The sequence below is a fragment of the Pseudomonas sp. genome (assembly GCF_030690725.1).
Taxonomy (GTDB): Bacteria; Pseudomonadota; Gammaproteobacteria; order Pseudomonadales; family Pseudomonadaceae; genus Aquipseudomonas.
The window spans coordinates 13,226-30,254 of sequence record NZ_JAUYGD010000010.1 but is presented as its reverse complement, the minus strand read 5'-3'; the positions used below and the strand labels follow the sequence as shown (position 1 = coordinate 30,254).

Below are 17,029 nucleotides of genomic sequence, written 5' to 3'. Positions count from 1 at the left end.
GCGAGTTACTCCGGGATGTAATCGCCGGGAATTATCTCGCCATTGCGCGACATGTGCACGCTCTGTCCGAACAGCCAGCCAGTTTTTACTGCGCCTTGCAGACGATAGGGGATGGGTTGATCGGGTTTTTCCAGGGCTTTGACGATCTGCCGCAGGTGACGCCAGAGGTTGGTGCGCACCGGTATGGAGAAGTTGTGATGGCCGTGGGCAGGTACGGTAAACGAAACATTGGATTCGCCTTCAGCCAGTTTGACCTGGTTCAGATGCACCAAGTAATCCATCCCGCGCACCGGCAGGCTGAAATTGTTGGGGTTATCGATGCGAAAGCGCAGCGTGAACTGCTGCTCCAACAGTTTGGCTTTAACCACGTCGACTTTAACGAGACGAACTTCGGGCGACTTCAGATCGCCTGGAGAGGAACAACCGCTAAGGCCCGACAAGAGGCCAAAAAACATCAATAGGCTGAGAATTCTTATCGTTTGCGCCTGATAAAACATTGCATACTCCGAATGACGCATCAGTGTAACAAGCAAGTGCTTGGCTGCAACCTGTTGTGACGGTAAAAAAACCTGCGCCATACTGAGCAACGAATAGGACAGGAGTATGACCATGGCTCGCTACGAAATTGCCTTCAGTGCGCAGTTGGTTCCGGGTGCCCAGCTGGAGTTGGTGAAGGCCAACCTGGCCAAGCTGTTCCAGGCGGATGAACAGCGCCTGGCGCTGCTGTTCTCGGGGCGGCGTATCGTGATCAAAAGCAACCTGGATGCGGCAGGGGCGGAAAAATACCGCTCGACGCTGGAGCGCGCTGGGGCTGTGGCCGAAGTGGCCTGCCTGGATGATGAAATCGAAGAAATCGAATTGGCCGCACCACCCGCTGCTGCCACAACGCCAGTTGCCGCCCTGGTTGCGGCATCTGTGCAGGCGGCCAGCAGTCAGCCTGCGGGGCGCCTGCAGGTCGCGCCACGTGATGAATATATGGCTGCGTTTGCAGAAGTCGATGCGCCGGATTTTGGTATCGCGCCGCTGGGCGACGATGTACAGGACGGCAAGCCGCAGGTGCAGGCCCCGGCCCTGGATTTGTCGCAGTTCAGCCTGGCGCCGCCTGGCAGTGACATGGGCGAGGCGAAAAAAGCGCCGGCCGGGCCGCCACCGGATATCTCCCATCTGAAATTGCAGGATTAGCCCGCGCGGCGCAGGGAGCCGTGACTTACTGTTCTCTGCGCAAATGGCCCTCTAAGCCATCAAAAATAGCTTGAGCAGCACTTCTTGAACTTCTGCCCGCTGGCACAGGGGCAGGCGTCATTGCGGCCTAGTTTCAACTCGACAGTTGGGTCAATGAAATACCAGCTGCCGCTATTGCGCACGAATGCCGAGCGTTCGCGGTGGCTGTGCACGCCGCCTTCATCACGCCAGCGCGCGGTAAAGGTGACATAGGCGTGCTGCGGTTCGCCCTCAATCAGCTGCGCCTGCTCGACCTCAAGTCCGAGCCAGGTACTGCTCAGACTCCAGGTTTGGATGGCGTCCTGGTCGAGGCCGGCTTGCTGGGCCGGTAGTGTGCTGTGCACCAGGTAATCGATCAGTCCCAAGGCGTAGGCGCTGTAGCGTGAGCGCATCAAGGCTTCGGCGCTGGGTGCCGGAGTACCTGCGTGATAACGGCCGCAGCAGAGCGTCAGCAGTTGGCCGCTGCCGCAGGGGCAGGTGGTGCTGCTCATGGCTTTACCACCAGTACTTGCCGAAGTTTTCCGGGTTGGCCCAGAACTTGGCGTTCAGCCAGTCAGGTACTTGCTTGTAGTCGAGCAGGTCATAGGTGAACAGGTTGAGTGTCTGTTCATCGCGCTGGAAACACTCGCTGGCCTGCAGGGCCAGTGCAAAGAAGTCGGTTTCTTGCCAGTCACAGGCTTGCAGGTCGACCAGTACCGCCATTCGGCTGGCATTCAGATTGCGAATGCCACCAAGCAGCTCTAGTCCGGTGCGTTTCGGCAGATGCTCAAGGCAATCGACGATCAACGCCAGATCGAAACGCTGCGCGGCCACATCACTGGGCAGTGCGCCTGCGTCTGCATGAATCAAATGGCAGTTTGGGTGGGCCTGGATAAATGCATCAATCGCAGGTAGTTTTCGGCTACCGACTACCAACAGGCGTTCTGGCGTGTAGCGTGCCAACAGGGCGGCAAGGGCTTGCTGGGGTGTTCGGGTGGACGGGGTTGCAGACATAACGGCTCCTCGCTCAAGTGCGCAAAGACTAACGTGCAGCAGTAACGCGGCCTAGTGCGGATTGTGCTAGTAATGCGTTTGCATATTCTCTGGCATATTTTGTTACTGGCGTCTTTACTTCGTCAGTATCGGTTTTTGCCGATTTACCAATAGGAGACGTATATATGAGCATCACCAGGAAAGCATTACCCCTGATTGTCGCGAGTACCTTTTTGACCGGTTGTGCCGGGCTGCAGAAAACGGATTGGCCAACCTGTGCCGCGATCGGCGGTGTGGGCGGTGCTGCTCTGGGCGCTATTGAAAGCTCTACATGGGCCGGTGGCGGTGCAGTAGTTGGTGCAGGTATGGCCGCTGCATATTGCTGGGTGCATGGCGCCAGCGATGAGCAGGTTGTTGTGGTTGAAGAAGTGGTAGTTGAAGAAGTTGTGGTGTCTGAACCAGCCGAGGCAGTACGCGTTGAGCTGGACGTCAAATTCGACTTCGACAAGGCCCAGGTCAAACCAGAAAGCTACGGCGATATCAAAAACCTGGCTGACTTCCTGACCCAGTACCCACAGACCACCACAGTGGTTGAAGGTCATACCGACTCCGTGGGTAGCGACGCATACAACCAAAATCTGTCCGAGCGTCGTGCCAATGCGGTGCGTGATGTACTGGTTAACCAGTACGGCGTAGGCAGTAATCGTGTTAACGCTGTGGGCTATGGCGAAAGTCGTCCGGTTGCGGACAACGCCAGCGCTGACGGCCGTGCTGTCAACCGCCGCGTAGAAGCAGAAGTAGAAGCTCGTCCTTGATCGTCTGATCCCAGACTTTCTGAAGAAAACAAGCCAGACCCTCCGGGGTCTGGCTTGTGCAGCTTGAAGGGTAGGTCTTTACTCCTTAGTTACCGGCAGTAGCCGGCATTACAGGAGATTTCTACCATGAGAGTTAGATCCATGATGGGGGTAGCCCCCATTCTCTTGGTCAGCAGTGTTCTTTCAGGTTGCGTCACAACTTCCAGTACGGGAGATGCGCCGCTCAACCAAGGGAACTGGCCCCTGTGCAGTGCAATTGGCGGTCTGACCGGTGCTGGTCTGGGCGCAATCGAAAGTTCAACATGGGCAGCAGGTGGAGCCGTGGCCGGTGCGGTCATTGGTACGCTGATTTGTTATGCCCAGGATGGTGATGAAGACGATGACGGCGTGTTTGACCGTCGTGACCGTTGCCCAGGAACCCCTCCTAATACGCCGGTGCATCACAACGGCTGTCCGATCAAGGAATATGCCAGTACGCCTGCCGAAGCAGAGCCTGAGCCCATCGAAATGGTGGAATCGGTTCGGGTAGAGCTGGATGTGAAGTTCGATTTCAACAAGTCCGATGTTAAAGAAGACAGTCAGGCCGATATCAAGAGCCTTGCTGACTTTATGAAGCAATACCCGCAAACCACTACGACCGTTGAAGGGCATACCGACGCCGTAGGCAGTGATGCCTATAACCAGGGGCTGTCTGAGCGGCGTGCCAATGCGGTGCGTGATGTGCTGGTCAATCAGCATGGCATCGACAGCGGCAGGGTCTCCTCTGTCGGATACGGTGAGTCGCGGCCGGTGGCTGATAATGACAGCGACTCCGGGCGGGCCATCAATCGTCGTGTTGAAGCAGAAGTCGAAGCGCGACCCTAGCTGATGTGATGCGCTGGCAGGCCGTTGCGAACCCACCTGCCGGGTTCGCAACGGCCTGCCAGCGAGAGGGCAGTTGTAACCCAGTAAAAGCTGTGAAGGCGTTCGACCTCCATGGTTTTTACTGGTCTTCTGGCAGCACACTCCCAAAGCAGATAAGGTGCAGCGAAATAAAAAACTGCCGGGGGCGGATATGAAGACATTTCTGACGTTAGGTAAGGTGCTGACGGCATTGTTCTGGGGCGTCGTCCTGGCCAATCTGCTGCAACCCTTTGCACAACCTTTCGCACTGCTGTTGAACGGCGCCGGGGCTTTTATTCTGCTGATCCATGCGCTTGAGCTGTGGTTTTTTGACAAGCGCATCGCCGCTTGCCCCAAACCGGCGCTAGAGCGTGTGCAAGTTATGCTGTTCGGCATTTTTCAGCTGCTCGGACTGCCAGCTGAGCAAGCGGCTGTAGCCGCAGTAGCCGAGTCTGAGCCTGAGCAAGCGCTGCAGATGGAGGCCGAAAATGCGTAAGCTGTTCGTCCTCGCTGCGCTGTTCAGCCCGCTGGCATTGGCCCAGGCGGTGATTGAAGTCGATTCCCATGCGGTTATGCGTCTGCCGAGCAACACCAGTGTATTGCTGCTGGATCGTCTGCAGATTGCCGATCACGGTACCTTGTTGATTCCCCCTGGCCTGACCGAAATTCGCGTGGCTCAGCTAACCCTGGGCCGCGACGCACGTCTGGCGATTGCCCCCAGTGATCAGGCGCTGCGCCTTGAAGTGGAAACCGCCGAGATTGCCAGTGGCGCACAGATCAGTGCGCGCGGTGCCCAGGGCAGTGCTGAAAAGCCGGCGTTGCCGGGGCGTAACCTGAGCCTGCGCCTGCAAGCCGTGACCCTGGAAAACCTGTTGCTGGATGCCCGGGGCGGTACTGGCGCCCCCGGTTATGCCGGCCTTGCCGGTGCCGATGGCAAACCAGGTGGCTGCACCTGGGGTGAAGCCAGTCGCGGCCATGATGGCTTGAATGGTGGTGACGGCCAGCCGGGTGCCGCTGGTGCGCAGGTGCGCCTGGAGGTCCCGCAGGGTTTCCCGGTTGAGCAGTTGCAGGTGCGTCTGGATGGTGGCAACGGCGGTCAGCCGGGCGCGCCAGGTGCGGGTGGCCAAGGCGGCGTGAGCAAGGGCTGCTGGTTGTACAGCACCGATGGTGCACGCGACGGCAAGCCAGGGCAGGCGGGGCGGGCCGGTGAGCCAGGTCCGGCTGGCGCTCTGAATGTTGTGCAGTTCTAGCTGGTGGTGTGTTTCTAACCGCTGCCCTCGGGCAGCGGTTGCTTGAGCCCCGTTAGAACGAAGGGCGGATGCCGGCGATTGCTACAACCAGTAACCCCAGCAGCAGGTTGATGCCGACCAACCGACGTATGCGCCCAAGCACGGCGCCGCCATTCGGCCAATCCTCCGCCGCCACAGCGCGGCGCAGTTCAGGTAGTTGCAGTGCCTGAATCCGCAGAAACAGCGCCAGCATGGCGATATACAGCCCCATCATGATGTGCACGTAGCGCGGCGCCGTATCGAAGCCGCTAAAGCGCAGGTGCAGCATGCCCACGCCGGTCACCGGCAGCACAATCACTGCCGCCCATACCCAGTAGAAAAACCGCGGAAAGACCTCCAGCCAGAGTTTCAGGCGAGGCGGGGCTTCCAGTGCGGCGACGGCTGCTGGGCGCAGGATCATCCACGCGAAGAACATGCCGCCGACCCAGATCAGGGCGGCGAGCAGGTGCAGGCTGTAGATGAAGGCGTATGGGGTCATGCAGGCACTCCTGTTGGTTAAGCGGTTCAGCGCTGGATCGATTAGCGCGCTATGATAGCCGCCGATTACAAACACTGAAAATTTATCCAGCCTTTTCGCGCCAAGACCCCATGCTCAGTACCGAACTCAAGTCCCAGATCCAGGGCGCCTATTCCCGTTTTCTCGAAGCCAAGTCGCTCAAGCCGCGTTATGGCCAGCGCCTGATGATTGCTGAAATTGCCAAGGTGCTGGGTGCGATCAAGACGGACGACGAGGGCCGGCGTCTGGGTGATCCCGCGGTGGTGGCGGTTGAGGCCGGCACCGGTACGGGCAAGACCGTGGCCTACAGCCTGGCGGCGATCCCCACTGCCAAGGCGGCGGGCAAGCGCCTGGTGATCGCCACGGCCACCGTCGCCCTGCAAGAGCAGATCGTGCACAAGGATCTGCCGGACTTGATGCGCAATAGCGGGCTGAATTTTAGCTTCGCCCTGGCCAAAGGGCGGGGGCGTTATTTGTGTCTGTCCAAGCTGGATATCCTGCTGCAGGAAGGCCAGGCACAAAGCGCCACCGCTCAGCTGTTCGAGGAAGAAGGTTTCAAGATCGATGTGGATGAGCAGAGCCAGAAGCTGTTCACCACCATGATCGAAAAACTCGCCGGCAATAAATGGGACGGCGACCGCGACAGCTGGCCGGAAGAGCTGGAAGACACGCGCTGGTCGCAACTGACCACCGATCACAGCCAGTGCACCAATCGCCATTGCCCGAACTTTCAGCAGTGTGCCTTCTACAAGGCCCGCGAGGGCATGGGCAAGGTCGACGTGATCGTCACCAATCATGACATGGTCCTGGCCGACCTGGCCCTCGGCGGCGGGGCGGTGCTGCCGGACCCGCGCGACACTCTCTACGTGTTCGATGAAGGCCATCACCTGCCGGACAAGGCCATCGGCCATTTCGCCCATTTCACCCGTCTGCGCTCGACTGCCGACTGGCTGACCCAGATTGACAAGAACCTGACCAAGTTGCTGGCGCAGAATCCGCTACCCGGGGATCTAGGCAGGCTGATCGAGCAGGTGCCGGAACTGGCGCGGGAGCTTAAAACCCAGCAGCAATTTATGTTTGCCGCCTGTGAGCAGGTGGCCGATTTCAAACCGGGCGAGGATATGCAGGGCCGCGAGCGGCCGCGCCATCGCTTTGTTGGCGGCGTGGTGCCGGCGCACCTGACCGAGTTGGGCCTGGAACTGAAAAAGGGCTTTTCCAAGCTCAACGATCTGTTCACAGGGGTGACTGAGCAGCTCAAGGAAGCCATGGATGGTGAGGGCGCTGTCGGTATTGCCAGCCATCAGGCCGAGGAATGGTACCCACTGTTCGGCAGCCTGCTGGCGCGCGCCAAGGGCAACTGGGAGCTGTGGCTGGCCTTTACTGCTGAAGATCCGGAGGAAAGCCCGCCAATGGCGCGCTGGCTGACCCTGGCCGACAGCGGTGCGCTGTTCGATATCGAGGTTAACGCCAGCCCGATCCTCGCCGCCGAAACCCTGCGGCGTAACCTGTGGAATGTCGCCTATGGCGCCCTGGTGACCTCGGCGACCCTGACGGCGCTGGGCACCTTTGATCGCTATCGCATGCGCGCTGGCTTGCCGAAAGTGGCAGTTACCACCGTGGTGCCGAGCCCTTTCCATCACGCCGACGCAGGCGTGTTGCGGGTGCCCAACCTTAATGCTGATCCGCGTGATGCGGTGGCGCACACGGCGGCGATTATTCGCGACTTGCCTGGTCTGGTTGAGGGCTCGCGCGGCACCCTGGTGCTGTTTTCCTCGCGCAAGCAGATGCAGGAGGTCTTCGATGGCCTGGAACGCGACTGGCGCAAGCGGGTGTTTATCCAGGGCAACCTGTCCAAGCAGGAAACCCTGAACAAGCACAAGGCGAGGGTCGACAGCGGTGAGGAGAGCGTGTTGTTTGGCCTGGCCAGCTTTGCCGAAGGTGTCGATCTGCCGGGCGCCTACTGCGAGCATGTGGTGATCGCCAAGATCCCTTTCGCCGTGCCGGACGACCCGGTGGAAGCGGCGTTGGCCGAATGGATCGAAGCGCGCGGCGGCAATCCCTTTATGGAAATCGCCGTGCCGGATGCGTCGCTGCGTCTGGTCCAGGCATGCGGCCGACTGCTGCGCACCGAAGCGGATCGCGGCATTATTACCCTGCTCGATCGGCGTGTGGTTACTCAGCGCTACGGCAAGTCGATTCTCAATGCCTTGCCGCCGTTTCGTCGGGAAATCAGTTAGCCGTCCGGCTGCTAGGCAACTCGCTGAGCGCTAGTGGTTCCAAGTGGCGTATGCACAATACCTTGGTGGTTATCAGGGCCTGGATTTGGCCTTGGGCAGTCTTGCTCAGGGCGGTTGAAACAACGGGGGAGTGTGGTTCGTGAAGGTTAAGTGCAGGCTGCAAACGGCTGTTCTGCTATCGGCGCTCGTGGGTTTTGCCGGTGCCGCCATGGCGACAGAGCCGCAGGAGCTGTTCAACTTTGTTCGGCCAATGGATGCCGTGCAGGTTACGACGCAGGATGCCGATCTACCCAACCGCATTGGCGAGCCGACCCCGCAAGGCGAGGTGCTGCGCCGGGTGACTTTCCATCCTGCCGAGCAGCCGAGCCTAAAGCTAACCCCGCAAAGCGCTAGCTGGGACTGGTCGCAGCAGACGCTGGTCAGCCTGCGTGTGCAGAACGCCATGGACTGGGCACTGACCCTGGATGTACTGATCGAGAGCGCTGACGGTCAGCGCTTGAGTACGCGTATCGCCTTGCCTGCCGGCCCTGCGCAAACCCTGTTGATTCCCTTGCAGGCAACTTCGCCCCGCGCTCAGGGCATGCGCGCCGGTGTGCCGATGCCTTGGACGCACAAAGGCCAACGCCTGCTGCTGGCGGATACGGTCACAGGTGCGCTGGACCTGAGCAAGGTCAGCGCGGTTACCCTATCCATGCCGCAGCCGAAAGCTGCGCAACATATTCTGATCAGCCAGTTTGGTGTAAGCGGTGAGCAGCTTTCGGCGGCGGCCTATGCCGGTATCGTCGACCGTTATGGCCAGTATGCGCGGGCTGACTGGCCGGGCAAGGTCAAGAACGACGAGCAACTGCAGCAGGCGGTGGCTCAGGAACAGAAACAACTGCATACCTGGCTGGCCGAGCGCCCGGCGCAAGACAAGTTTGCCGGCTGGACCGGCGGACAGCCGTTTGAGGCGAGTGGCTTCTTTCGCACTGAGAAACGCGACGGCCGTTGGTACCTGGTAACGCCTGAGGGCCATCCGTTCTACTCGCTGGGCGTCAATGCGGTGACCGCGCAGCAGAGCGCCACCTACGTTGAGGGGCGTGAAGCGATGTTTACCGGTTTACCGCAAGCGGGTGAGGCGCTGGCGGCCTATTTCGGCACGTCCGACAGCCGCAGCGACACGGGTGCCAATCAGGGCCGGGCGTTTGCCAACGGGCGCTGGTTCGATTTCTACAAGGCCAACCTGCAGCGCAGCTATGGTCAGGTTGACCCAGCTGCCTGGCGCACGCTGAGTCAGGACCGCCTGCAGGCCTGGGGCTTCAATACCCTGGGTAACTGGAGTGAACCGGCCTTTGGCGGCGATAGCCGCATGCCGTTCAGCATTCCGCTGTCGATTCGCGGCGATTACGCCACCATCAGCACTGGCGTCGACTGGTGGGGTGCGATGCCTGATCCGTTCGACCCGCGCTTTGCCATGGCCACCGAACGCGCCGTGGCGATTGCCTCGCGCGATCACCGTGACAACCCCTGGCTGCTCGGTTATTTCGCCGATAACGAACTGGCCTGGGCCGGTCCTGCGGACGACCCCAATGGTCGTTACGCCTTGGCGTACGCCACGCTACGTCTGACCACCGATGTGCCGGCCAAGCGTGCCTTCCTCAAGCAGCTGCGTGACAAGTATCGCAACCAGAATGGCCTGTCCCGGGCCTGGGGTATCGAGCTGCCGGCCTGGGAACTGATGGAAGATCCTGGCTTTCAGGCGCCGCTGCCAAGTGCCGAGTTCCCGGCCATCGAGAAGGACATGCAGGCATTCTTGCGCCTGTATGCCGCAACCTACTTTAAGACCATTGCCGATTCGCTCGACTGGCACGCGCCCAATCACCTGCTGCTGGGTGGCCGTTTCGCCAGCAGCATCCCCGAGGCGGTGAATGCCTGCGCCGAGTTCTGCGATGTACTGAGCTTCAACTTCTACACCCGCGAGCCACAGCACGGTTATGACTTTGCCGCACTGCGCCAGTTGGACAAGCCGCTGATGGTCACCGAGTTCCACTTCGGCTCGCGTGACCGTGGGCCGTTCTGGGGCGGGGTTGCCGAGGTGTACAAGGAAGAAGAACGCGGCCCGGCCTATGCGCATTTTCTGGCCAAGGCCCTGGAAGAGCCGCAGATCGTCGGTTTGCACTGGTTCCAGTACCTCGATCAGCCGGTGACCGGGCGTCTGCTGGACGGCGAGAATGGCCACCTAGGCCTGGTCGGGATCACCGACCGGCCATGGGATGGTTTTGTCAAAGCTGTGCGCAAAGCCAATCTGGATGTGCCGAAAAAGCTGCTCGAAACGGTGAGTACGCCAGTGCCGGCGGTTCCGTAAAAGGCTATTTGGCGGGCTGATAGTAGGGGTGCCAACCTTGCGCAGGGTTCTACGCAGGCGTTAGAGCTGAAACAATCTGCCAAGCAGTTGGCCGAATACGAGAAGGGGGCAGGGTGGTGCAGATACAGGGTTATTTCGACCTCAAATTCGAAGCGTTGAGAGACGCCTTTGCGGCGTTGTTCGAGGAGCCGCAAGAGCGCGGCATGGCGCTGTGCGTGCAGGTCGGCGGCGAAACCGTGGTGGATCTGTGGGCCGGTGTTGCCGACAAGGATGGCCAGCAGGCATGGCACAGCGACACCATCCTCAACCTGTTCTCCTGCACCAAGACCTTTACTGCCGTTACCGCGCTGCAATTGGTGGGCGAGGGCAAGCTTGAGCTGGATGCACCGGTCGCGCGCTACTGGCCGGAGTTCGCCGCTGCCGGCAAGGACAAGATCACCCTGCGTCACTTGCTCAGCCATCAGGCCGGGTTGCCAGCCTTGCACGAGATGCTGCCGGCCGAAGCTTTATACGACTGGCAGGCGATGACTACCGCACTGGCCGCCGAACAGCCTTGGTGGCCGTTGGGTCAGGGCCATGGTTATGCGCCGATCACCTACGGCTGGCTGGTGGGAGAGGTGTTGCGCCGAGTCGAGGGGCGCGGGCCGGGCGAATCCATCGTCGCGCGCACGGCCAAACCGCTGGGGCTGGATTTCCATGTTGGCCTGGCGGATGAAGAGTTCGACCGGGTGGCGATCATCTCCCGCGGCAAGGGTAACTTCGGCGATGCGGCCGCCCAGCGCCTGCTCAAGACCATGATGAGTGAGCCTGCGGCCATGAGTACGCGGGCTTTTACCAACCCACCGTCGATCATGACCAGCACCAACAAGCCCGAATGGCGGCGCATGCAGCAGCCGGCAGCCAACGGCCACGGCAATGCCCGCAGCCTGGCCGGCTTCTACAGCGGCCTGCTGGATGGCCAGCTATTGGAAAGCGAGTTGCTGGCCGAGCTGACCCGCGAGCACGCAGTGGGCGAAGACAAGACCCTGCTGACCCGCACCCGCTTCGGTCTGGGTTGCATGCTCGACCAGCCCGAGGTCGCCAACGCCACCTACGGCATGGGCCCGCGCGCCTTTGGCCACCCTGGAGCCGGCGGTTCCATTGGCTTTGCCGACCCGGAGCGGGATGTGGCCTTCGGTTTTGTCACCAACAACCTAGGACCGTTCGTCTTGATGGACCCCCGTGCGCAGAAACTTGCGCGTCTATTGGCTGATTGTTTATAGCCAGCTCGGCTAAACTGCTGCGCAACATGGCATGGCCTGCCGCCAGCGCGGGCCACTGACCGGCTTCTTTTTGCTTATCACGTGTGGATACCCGATGCTCGCCAACAAAACTCTCGCCATCGCTCTGTGTGTACTGATCAGCGGTTGCAGCCTTTTCGAAAAATCCGAAAAGCCCGCGCCGAAAGTGGTGCCCATGCCGCCACCAGCAGTGACCCAGGCCTGGCTGGATGTGTACGAGCCGAAGGTGCGTGAAGCGATCAAAGGCACCCATTTCGAGTTCGAGCGTCGGGAAAACCTGCTGGTGGTCACCGCGCCAGTGCATGGCTCGTTCAACCCGGACCGTCCGCATATGATGCTGCCGGTCACCCTCGGTCCGCTGAGCCGTATGGCCAAATTGCTGGAAAGCGATGAAACCATCGGTGTGCTGATTCTTGGCCACGCCGACAGCAGCGGTGAAGTGAGTGCTAACCGCGAGCTGAGCCACCAGCGCGCCCGCGCCTTCACCTCGATTTTCCGCCTTAGCGGTCTCAAGCAGAACCGTCTGATGGTTAAAGGTCTGGGCTCGGATATGCCACGCGCGGCTAACGACAGCGTTGAAGGCCGTGCGTTGAACCGCCGAGTGGAAATCCTCCTGACCTCGAAAGACACCCTCAACGCGCTGATCTCCAAGTACAGCCAGCCTGCACCAGCCCCCGCCACTGCAGTTGCGGCTAGCAAGCCTGCAACTGACAAAAACGCGAAAACCGTAGCCAAGGCTGATAAGCCTGCTGCTGCTCAGTAACGCGCTACGTAGCGGCGCGTTGCCGCAGATCAAGCCAGATAGAGCGCTCGCGGGTAAGCTAGGCAAGACTTGATCGAGAGGATTTGCCGATGACTCAAACCCTGGCTGATATGCGCCGTGACTACACCCGCGATGGCTTGAGCGAGGCGCAAGCGCCGCTTGAGCCTTTTGCGTTATTTGAGCAGTGGTTTGCCGATGCGGTGAAGACCGAGCAGTTGCCGGTCGAGCCGAATGCCATGACCCTGGCGACCGTCGATGCTGAAGGGCGCCCGCATTGCCGGGTGCTGCTGCTCAAGGGCCTGGATGCGCGCGGCTTTACCTTCTTCAGCAACTACGACAGCGCCAAAGGCCAGCACCTGGTCGCCAATCCGTTTGCCGCCATGACCTTCTTCTGGCCTAGCCTGGAACGGCAGGTGCGAATCGAGGGGAGCGTCGAGCGGGTTAGTGCAGAAGAGTGCGATGCCTACTTTCAGGTGCGTCCGCTGGGCAGCCGTCTGGGCGCCTGGGCGTCGCCGCAAAGCCGGGTGATTGCTGATCGCGCCGAGCTGGAAGGCCTGCTGGCCGAGACCGAACAGCGGTTTCTCGATCGTGCGCCGCATTGCCCGCCGCACTGGGGTGGCTATCGCCTGCTGCCGGAGCGCATCGAGTTCTGGCAGGGCCGTTCCAGCCGCCTGCATGACCGCCTTAATTTTCGTCTGCAGGGCGCGAACTGGCTGCGTGAGCGGTTGGCGCCCTGAGCGCGTTTCAGTCGCCGGGGTACTGCCCGGCGGCTTGCTCCAACCAGGCGGGCAGGGCGCTGCGCTTGATGCCAGCGGACTGCGCCTCGGTCAGGCGAGCGAGCATATAGCTGCGCTTGGCCGCTGAGTCGCCAGCCAGTGACAGCGCCAGGTCGCGGTCCATCCAGCGTTTGATCCGCACATACAGCCACCAGTGGAAGTACAGCCCGGCAGCGCTGGTGATGGCGACGATAAAATAATCCATAAATCCCCCGATCAAGCCTTAGCTTAGGCGGGCTGGGTGTCGGTTCTGAACGCGGCGGAATGTCGCGCCCTGGCTCCGCGCGGCAGGTTAGGTAAAGTTTTGCCGCATAATGGCGGGTGACAGCGAAGCTGCGCAGGCGTTTTAATGGGGCCTGCCTAACTGGAGAAACAATCATGCGTAAACCTTTTCTGTTGGCTGCCTCGTTTGCCGTGCTGGCCCTGTTGGGCGGCTGCGCCTCCAGCCTGACGGGCGACACCTACTCGCGCGATGAAGCACGCACCGTGCAGACCGTGCGCATGGGCACCATCGAAGCGTTGCGCCCAGTGAAGATCGAAGGCACGAAAACGCCTATCGGCGCAGGTGCTGGTGCAGTCATTGGCGGCGTGGCCGGTAGCGGCGTCGGTGGTGGGCGTGGCAGCGCGGTGGCGGCGGTGATCGGTGCAGTGGCCGGTGGCCTGCTGGGCGCGATGACCGAGGAAGGCCTGACCCGCACCCAGGGTGTGGAAATCACCGTGCGCGAAGATGACGGCAGCATGCGCGCCTACGTGCAGGCCGTTGAAGAAAACCAAATTTTCCGCGTTGGTGAGCGCGTGCGCATCATGACCGTGAATGGCACCAGTCGCGTTACTCACTGAGTGTCGAAGAGGCCGGATCAGTCCTGACTGATCCGGTTTTTTATTGCCTTTTTTCTAGATAAACCAGATGTTTATCGGCGTTTCTCAGGTTTTTCAGGCAAGCTCGCGGAAAACACAGTGTTTAGTAATAATTCTATCCATGACGGTTGGCCGATAGTTATGGATAATCGCGCACGCTTTTGTGCTGACGGGCTTTAGTTGTTCTGCAGTGCAATACTTTTGCGCGGGTTGCTGCGCAGGCAAAAGCCTGCGGTTGACCGCAGTGAGAAGGTTAGGGAGTCAGCCGGGTACGTGCCGGGTTCGTATTTAGGGGTTTTTCTATGACGCTTGCGCTGATCATCGCCTTGCCATTTCTCGGCATTTTTCTGCCTTTGCTGGCCGAACGCATGGGCCGTTCCGCCTGCGCTGTAGCGGCAGCATTGGCGCCGCTGACGGCTTTGGTGCTGTTGTTCTCGCAGCAGTCTGCGGTATTTGCTGGTGAGGTGCTCAAGGTCAAACTGGAGTGGCTGCCGGCCCTGGGCCTGAATCTCAGCCTGCGCCTGGATGGTCTGGGCTTTCTGTTTGCCCTGCTGATTCTCGGTATCGGCCTGCTGGTCATTCTCTACGCGCGCTATTACCTGTCGAAGAAGGAACCGATGGGGCGCTTCTTCGCCTTCCTCCTGCTGTTTATGGGCGCGATGCTCGGCGTGGTGCTGTCGGAAAACCTGCTGCTGATGCTGATGTTCTGGGAGCTGACCAGCCTGTCGTCGTTCCTCTTGATCGGCTTCTGGGGCGCCCGTTCGGATGCGCGCAAAGGCGCGCGCATGGCCCTGGCCGTGACGGGCGGTGGTGGCCTGGCGCTGTTCGCCGGGATTCTGCTGATCGGCCATATCGCCGGCAGCTTCGAGTTGTCTCAGGTGCTGGCGGCCGGTTATGCGATCCGCGCCCATGAGCTGTACCCGCTGGCGCTGATTCTGGTGCTGCTGGGGGTGTTCACTAAATCGGCGCAGTTCCCGTTCCACTTCTGGCTACCGCACGCCATGGCGGCACCGACGCCGGTGTCGGCCTATCTGCACTCGGCGACCATGGTCAAGGCCGGGGTGTTTCTCCTGGCGCGCCTGTACCCGGCGCTGGCGGGCTCGGAGTGGTGGTTCTACCTGGTCAGCATCACCGGTCTGGTGACCTTGCTGGTCGGTGCCGGGATGGCGTTGTTTCAGCATGACCTCAAGGGTCTGTTGGCCTATTCGACCATCAGCCATCTGGGCCTGATCACCTTGCTGTTTGGTCTGGATACCCGCCTGGCCGCCGTGGCGGCAGTGTTCCACATCATCAACCACGCCACCTTCAAGGCCTCGCTGTTTATGGCGGCGGGGATCATCGACCACGAAACCGGCAGTCGCGACATGCGGCGCATCAACGGTATGTGGAAGTACATGCCGCATACGGCCGTGCTGGCCATGGTGGCGGCCTCGGCGATGGCCGGGGTGCCGCTGCTCAACGGCTTCCTGAGCAAGGAAATGTTCTTTACCGAGACGCTCAACCAGCACCTGCTGGGCAGCTTCAACTGGGTGATCCCGGCAGCGGCAACCCTGGCCGGGGTGTTCTCGGTGGCGTATTCGCTGCGCTTTATCCACGACGTGTTCTTCAACGGCGAGCCGGTCGACCTGCCGCATTACCCGCCGCATGAGCCGCCGCGCTATATGAAGGTGCCGGTGGAGATTCTGGTGTTCCTCTGCCTGCTGGTGGGTATTGTGCCGGCCTACACCGTGGCGCCGCTGCTGGCGACTGCCGCCTCGGCAACCTTGGGCGGTGATGTACCGAGTTACAGCCTGGCGATTTGGCATGGCTTCAACCTGCCGCTGCTGATGAGCTTTATTGCCCTGTTTGGCGGGATTCTGGTGTACGTGTTCCGTCAGCCGCTGTTTCGCTGGTATGCCGGGCTGCCGAGTGTTGACGCCAAGCTGCTGTTCGAGCGTGGTGTGCTGATCCTGGTCAAGGTGTCTAGCGTGATCACCCACTGGCTGGAGAATGCATCGCTGCAGCGTTACCTGGCGCTGCTGCTGGCAGCGGCCTTGCTGGTGGTGACTCAGGGGCTGAGCTCGTTGCCGCAGATCAGCGGCCCAGTGGCCATGGCCGAGATCGACGGCATCACCGTTCTGGGCTTGGGCATCATGGCCTTGGCCGCCTTGGTGACGGTGGTCTTCCACCGCCAGCGCCTGGTTTCGCTGCTGATGCTCAGCGTGGTCGGGCTGATGGTGGCCCTGGCCTTCGCCCGTTATTCGGCGCCGGATCTGGCCCTGACCCAGCTGTCGGTAGAGGTGGTGACCATTATCCTGCTGATGCTCGCGCTGTTCTTCCTGCCGGCGCATACCCGTATCGAGTCGAGCAGCCTGCGCGGTCTGCGTGACTTCACCCTGGCGGTCGGCACTGGCGTGATGGTGGCGATGCTGGTGTTCGCCGTGCTGACGCGGCCATACGACAGCATTTCCGCATTCTTCCTGGAGAACAGCGTGCCGGGCGGTGGCGGCACCAACGTGGTCAACGTGATCCTGGTGGACTTCCGTGGCTTCGATACCCTCGGCGAGGTCACAGTGCTGGCGATTGCCGCCGTGGGCATCTTCGCACTGCTCGATGGCCTACGCCTGATCCAGCCGAAGGTCGATGCACAGGGGCGCGACTGGGCGCGTGACCGCCATCCGCTGATCCTCGCCACTCTGTCGCGGGTGCTGTTGCCGATGGCGCTGCTGGTCTCGGTGTTTATCTTCCTGCGCGGGCACAACCTGCCGGGTGGCGGCTTTATCGCTGGCTTGGTGACGGCCGTGGCGCTGATCCTGCAATACGTCGCCAGTGGCGTGCAGTGGACGCAGTCGCGCCTGCCGCTGAATTACCAGGGCATGGCCGGCCTCGGCGTATTGATTGCCGGGCTGACCGGCCTGGGCAGCTGGCTGTTTGACCGGCCGTTCCTGACCTCGGCCTTCGGTCATTTCCATATCCCGCTGGTCGGTGAAATCGAGTTGGCCACTGCCATGCTGTTCGACCTGGGCGTGTACCTGACGGTTGTCGGCGCGACCCTGCTGATTCTCGCCAACCTGGGTAAGTTGACCCAGGAAAAAGCTGCACAAGAGGTGCTTTGAG

Annotated in this window: 16 protein-coding genes and 1 pseudogene; 12 read left to right on the top strand and 5 right to left on the bottom strand. The window is 60.9% G+C overall.

What is annotated here, in order from left to right; genetic code table 11:
* Positions 1-5 precede the first annotated feature (5 nt).
* The gene (locus Q8O69_RS02175; RefSeq protein ID WP_275963228.1) at positions 6-497 is read right to left on the bottom strand and encodes an LEA type 2 family protein; all 492 of its coding nucleotides are present in this window, start codon (positions 495-497) and stop codon (positions 6-8) included.
* A gap of 112 nt (positions 498-609) precedes the next feature.
* Here Q8O69_RS02175 and Q8O69_RS02170 point away from each other — a divergent pair, with 112 nt between their 5' ends.
* Positions 610-1,182, top strand: a complete 573-nt coding sequence (locus tag Q8O69_RS02170) for a hypothetical protein (RefSeq protein WP_305589270.1) — start codon at positions 610-612, stop codon at positions 1,180-1,182.
* A gap of 59 nt (positions 1,183-1,241) precedes the next feature.
* Here Q8O69_RS02170 and Q8O69_RS02165 read toward each other — a convergent pair whose 3' ends face one another.
* Together Q8O69_RS02165 and Q8O69_RS02160 are read right to left on the bottom strand one after the other, a co-directional pair.
* Positions 1,242-1,712: a YchJ family protein gene (locus Q8O69_RS02165; protein WP_305589269.1), complete on the bottom strand. Its 471-nt coding sequence runs from the start codon at positions 1,710-1,712 to the stop codon at positions 1,242-1,244.
* A gap of 4 nt (positions 1,713-1,716) precedes the next feature.
* Positions 1,717-2,214: a DUF6231 family protein gene (locus tag Q8O69_RS02160; RefSeq protein WP_305589267.1), complete on the bottom strand. Its 498-nt coding sequence runs from the start codon at positions 2,212-2,214 to the stop codon at positions 1,717-1,719.
* 440 nt (positions 2,215-2,654) lie between these two features.
* Between Q8O69_RS02160 and Q8O69_RS02155 the strand changes: the two are divergent.
* The 4 genes and pseudogenes from Q8O69_RS02155 to Q8O69_RS02140 all read left to right on the top strand — a co-directional run.
* Positions 2,655-3,008: pseudogene (locus Q8O69_RS02155) on the top strand (OmpA family protein); the annotation flags it as partial.
* 126 nt (positions 3,009-3,134) lie between these two features.
* Positions 3,135-3,872, top strand: coding sequence for an OmpA family protein (locus tag Q8O69_RS02150; protein WP_305589266.1), 738 nt, complete (start codon positions 3,135-3,137; stop codon positions 3,870-3,872).
* A gap of 190 nt (positions 3,873-4,062) precedes the next feature.
* Positions 4,063-4,386: a DUF1145 domain-containing protein gene (locus tag Q8O69_RS02145; RefSeq protein ID WP_305589265.1), complete on the top strand. Its 324-nt coding sequence runs from the start codon at positions 4,063-4,065 to the stop codon at positions 4,384-4,386.
* Entirely contained in the window at positions 4,379-5,140 is a 762-nt protein-coding gene (locus Q8O69_RS02140; RefSeq protein WP_305589263.1) for a collagen-like protein, read from the top strand. The genes Q8O69_RS02145 and Q8O69_RS02140 overlap by 8 nt, the downstream gene beginning before the upstream one ends.
* Before the next feature lie 52 nt (positions 5,141-5,192).
* On the opposite strand, the gene Q8O69_RS02135 is transcribed toward Q8O69_RS02140, so the two are convergent.
* On the bottom strand, positions 5,193-5,657 hold the full coding sequence (locus Q8O69_RS02135) for a CopD family protein (RefSeq protein WP_305589261.1): 465 nt from the start codon (positions 5,655-5,657) through the stop codon (positions 5,193-5,195).
* Positions 5,658-5,767: 110 nt separating this feature from the next.
* Here Q8O69_RS02135 and dinG point away from each other — a divergent pair, with 110 nt between their 5' ends.
* The 5 genes from dinG (at position 5,768) to pdxH (ending at position 13,036) form a co-directional block, all read left to right on the top strand.
* The gene (gene dinG / locus Q8O69_RS02130; RefSeq protein WP_275963178.1) at positions 5,768-7,912 is read left to right on the top strand and encodes an ATP-dependent DNA helicase DinG; all 2,145 of its coding nucleotides are present in this window, start codon (positions 5,768-5,770) and stop codon (positions 7,910-7,912) included.
* A gap of 208 nt (positions 7,913-8,120) precedes the next feature.
* The gene (locus tag Q8O69_RS02125) at positions 8,121-10,256 is read left to right on the top strand and encodes a beta-agarase (RefSeq protein ID WP_305589259.1); all 2,136 of its coding nucleotides are present in this window, start codon (positions 8,121-8,123) and stop codon (positions 10,254-10,256) included.
* A gap of 116 nt (positions 10,257-10,372) precedes the next feature.
* On the top strand, positions 10,373-11,518 hold the full coding sequence (locus Q8O69_RS02120) for a serine hydrolase domain-containing protein (protein ID WP_305589288.1): 1,146 nt from the start codon (positions 10,373-10,375) through the stop codon (positions 11,516-11,518).
* 94 nt (positions 11,519-11,612) lie between these two features.
* Entirely contained in the window at positions 11,613-12,299 is a 687-nt protein-coding gene (locus tag Q8O69_RS02115; protein ID WP_275963181.1) for an OmpA family protein, read from the top strand.
* An 89-nt stretch (positions 12,300-12,388) separates the two neighbouring features.
* A complete protein-coding gene (gene pdxH / locus Q8O69_RS02110) occupies positions 12,389-13,036 on the top strand; it encodes a pyridoxamine 5'-phosphate oxidase (RefSeq protein WP_305589258.1) in 648 nt (215 codons plus the stop codon).
* Between the two features lie 7 nt (positions 13,037-13,043).
* On the opposite strand, the gene Q8O69_RS02105 is transcribed toward pdxH, so the two are convergent.
* The gene (locus Q8O69_RS02105; protein WP_305589257.1) at positions 13,044-13,280 is read right to left on the bottom strand and encodes a hypothetical protein; all 237 of its coding nucleotides are present in this window, start codon (positions 13,278-13,280) and stop codon (positions 13,044-13,046) included.
* Positions 13,281-13,453: 173 nt separating this feature from the next.
* Between Q8O69_RS02105 and Q8O69_RS02100 the strand changes: the two genes are divergently transcribed.
* Together Q8O69_RS02100 and Q8O69_RS02095 are read left to right on the top strand one after the other, a co-directional pair.
* Positions 13,454-13,915: a glycine zipper domain-containing protein gene (locus Q8O69_RS02100; protein WP_275963184.1), complete on the top strand. Its 462-nt coding sequence runs from the start codon at positions 13,454-13,456 to the stop codon at positions 13,913-13,915.
* Positions 13,916-14,235: 320 nt separating this feature from the next.
* Positions 14,236-17,028, top strand: coding sequence for a monovalent cation/H+ antiporter subunit A (locus tag Q8O69_RS02095; protein WP_275963185.1), 2,793 nt, complete (start codon positions 14,236-14,238; stop codon positions 17,026-17,028).
* Position 17,029 lies beyond the last annotated feature (1 nt).

Bases quoted from the DNA above. Each gene is read 5' to 3' on its own strand.
- Q8O69_RS02160 (WP_305589267.1), bottom strand. From the start codon at position 2,214: ATGTCTGCAACCCCGTCCACCCGAACACCCCAGCAAGCCCTTGCCGCC.
- Q8O69_RS02170 (WP_305589270.1), top strand. From the start codon at position 610: ATGGCTCGCTACGAAATTGCCTTCAGTGCGCAGTTGGTTCCGGGTGCC.
- pdxH (WP_305589258.1), top strand. From the start codon at position 12,389: ATGACTCAAACCCTGGCTGATATGCGCCGTGACTACACCCGCGATGGC.
- Q8O69_RS02145 (WP_305589265.1), top strand. From the start codon at position 4,063: ATGAAGACATTTCTGACGTTAGGTAAGGTGCTGACGGCATTGTTCTGG.
- Q8O69_RS02095 (WP_275963185.1), top strand. From the start codon at position 14,236: ATGACGCTTGCGCTGATCATCGCCTTGCCATTTCTCGGCATTTTTCTG.
- dinG (WP_275963178.1), top strand. From the start codon at position 5,768: ATGCTCAGTACCGAACTCAAGTCCCAGATCCAGGGCGCCTATTCCCGT.
- Q8O69_RS02140 (WP_305589263.1), top strand. From the start codon at position 4,379: ATGCGTAAGCTGTTCGTCCTCGCTGCGCTGTTCAGCCCGCTGGCATTG.
- Q8O69_RS02135 (WP_305589261.1), bottom strand. From the start codon at position 5,657: ATGACCCCATACGCCTTCATCTACAGCCTGCACCTGCTCGCCGCCCTG.
- Q8O69_RS02165 (WP_305589269.1), bottom strand. From the start codon at position 1,712: ATGAGCAGCACCACCTGCCCCTGCGGCAGCGGCCAACTGCTGACGCTC.
- Q8O69_RS02175 (WP_275963228.1), bottom strand. From the start codon at position 497: ATGTTTTATCAGGCGCAAACGATAAGAATTCTCAGCCTATTGATGTTT.
- Q8O69_RS02150 (WP_305589266.1), top strand. From the start codon at position 3,135: ATGAGAGTTAGATCCATGATGGGGGTAGCCCCCATTCTCTTGGTCAGC.
- Q8O69_RS02125 (WP_305589259.1), top strand. From the start codon at position 8,121: ATGGCGACAGAGCCGCAGGAGCTGTTCAACTTTGTTCGGCCAATGGAT.
- Q8O69_RS02100 (WP_275963184.1), top strand. From the start codon at position 13,454: ATGCGTAAACCTTTTCTGTTGGCTGCCTCGTTTGCCGTGCTGGCCCTG.
- Q8O69_RS02115 (WP_275963181.1), top strand. From the start codon at position 11,613: ATGCTCGCCAACAAAACTCTCGCCATCGCTCTGTGTGTACTGATCAGC.
- Q8O69_RS02105 (WP_305589257.1), bottom strand. From the start codon at position 13,280: ATGGATTATTTTATCGTCGCCATCACCAGCGCTGCCGGGCTGTACTTC.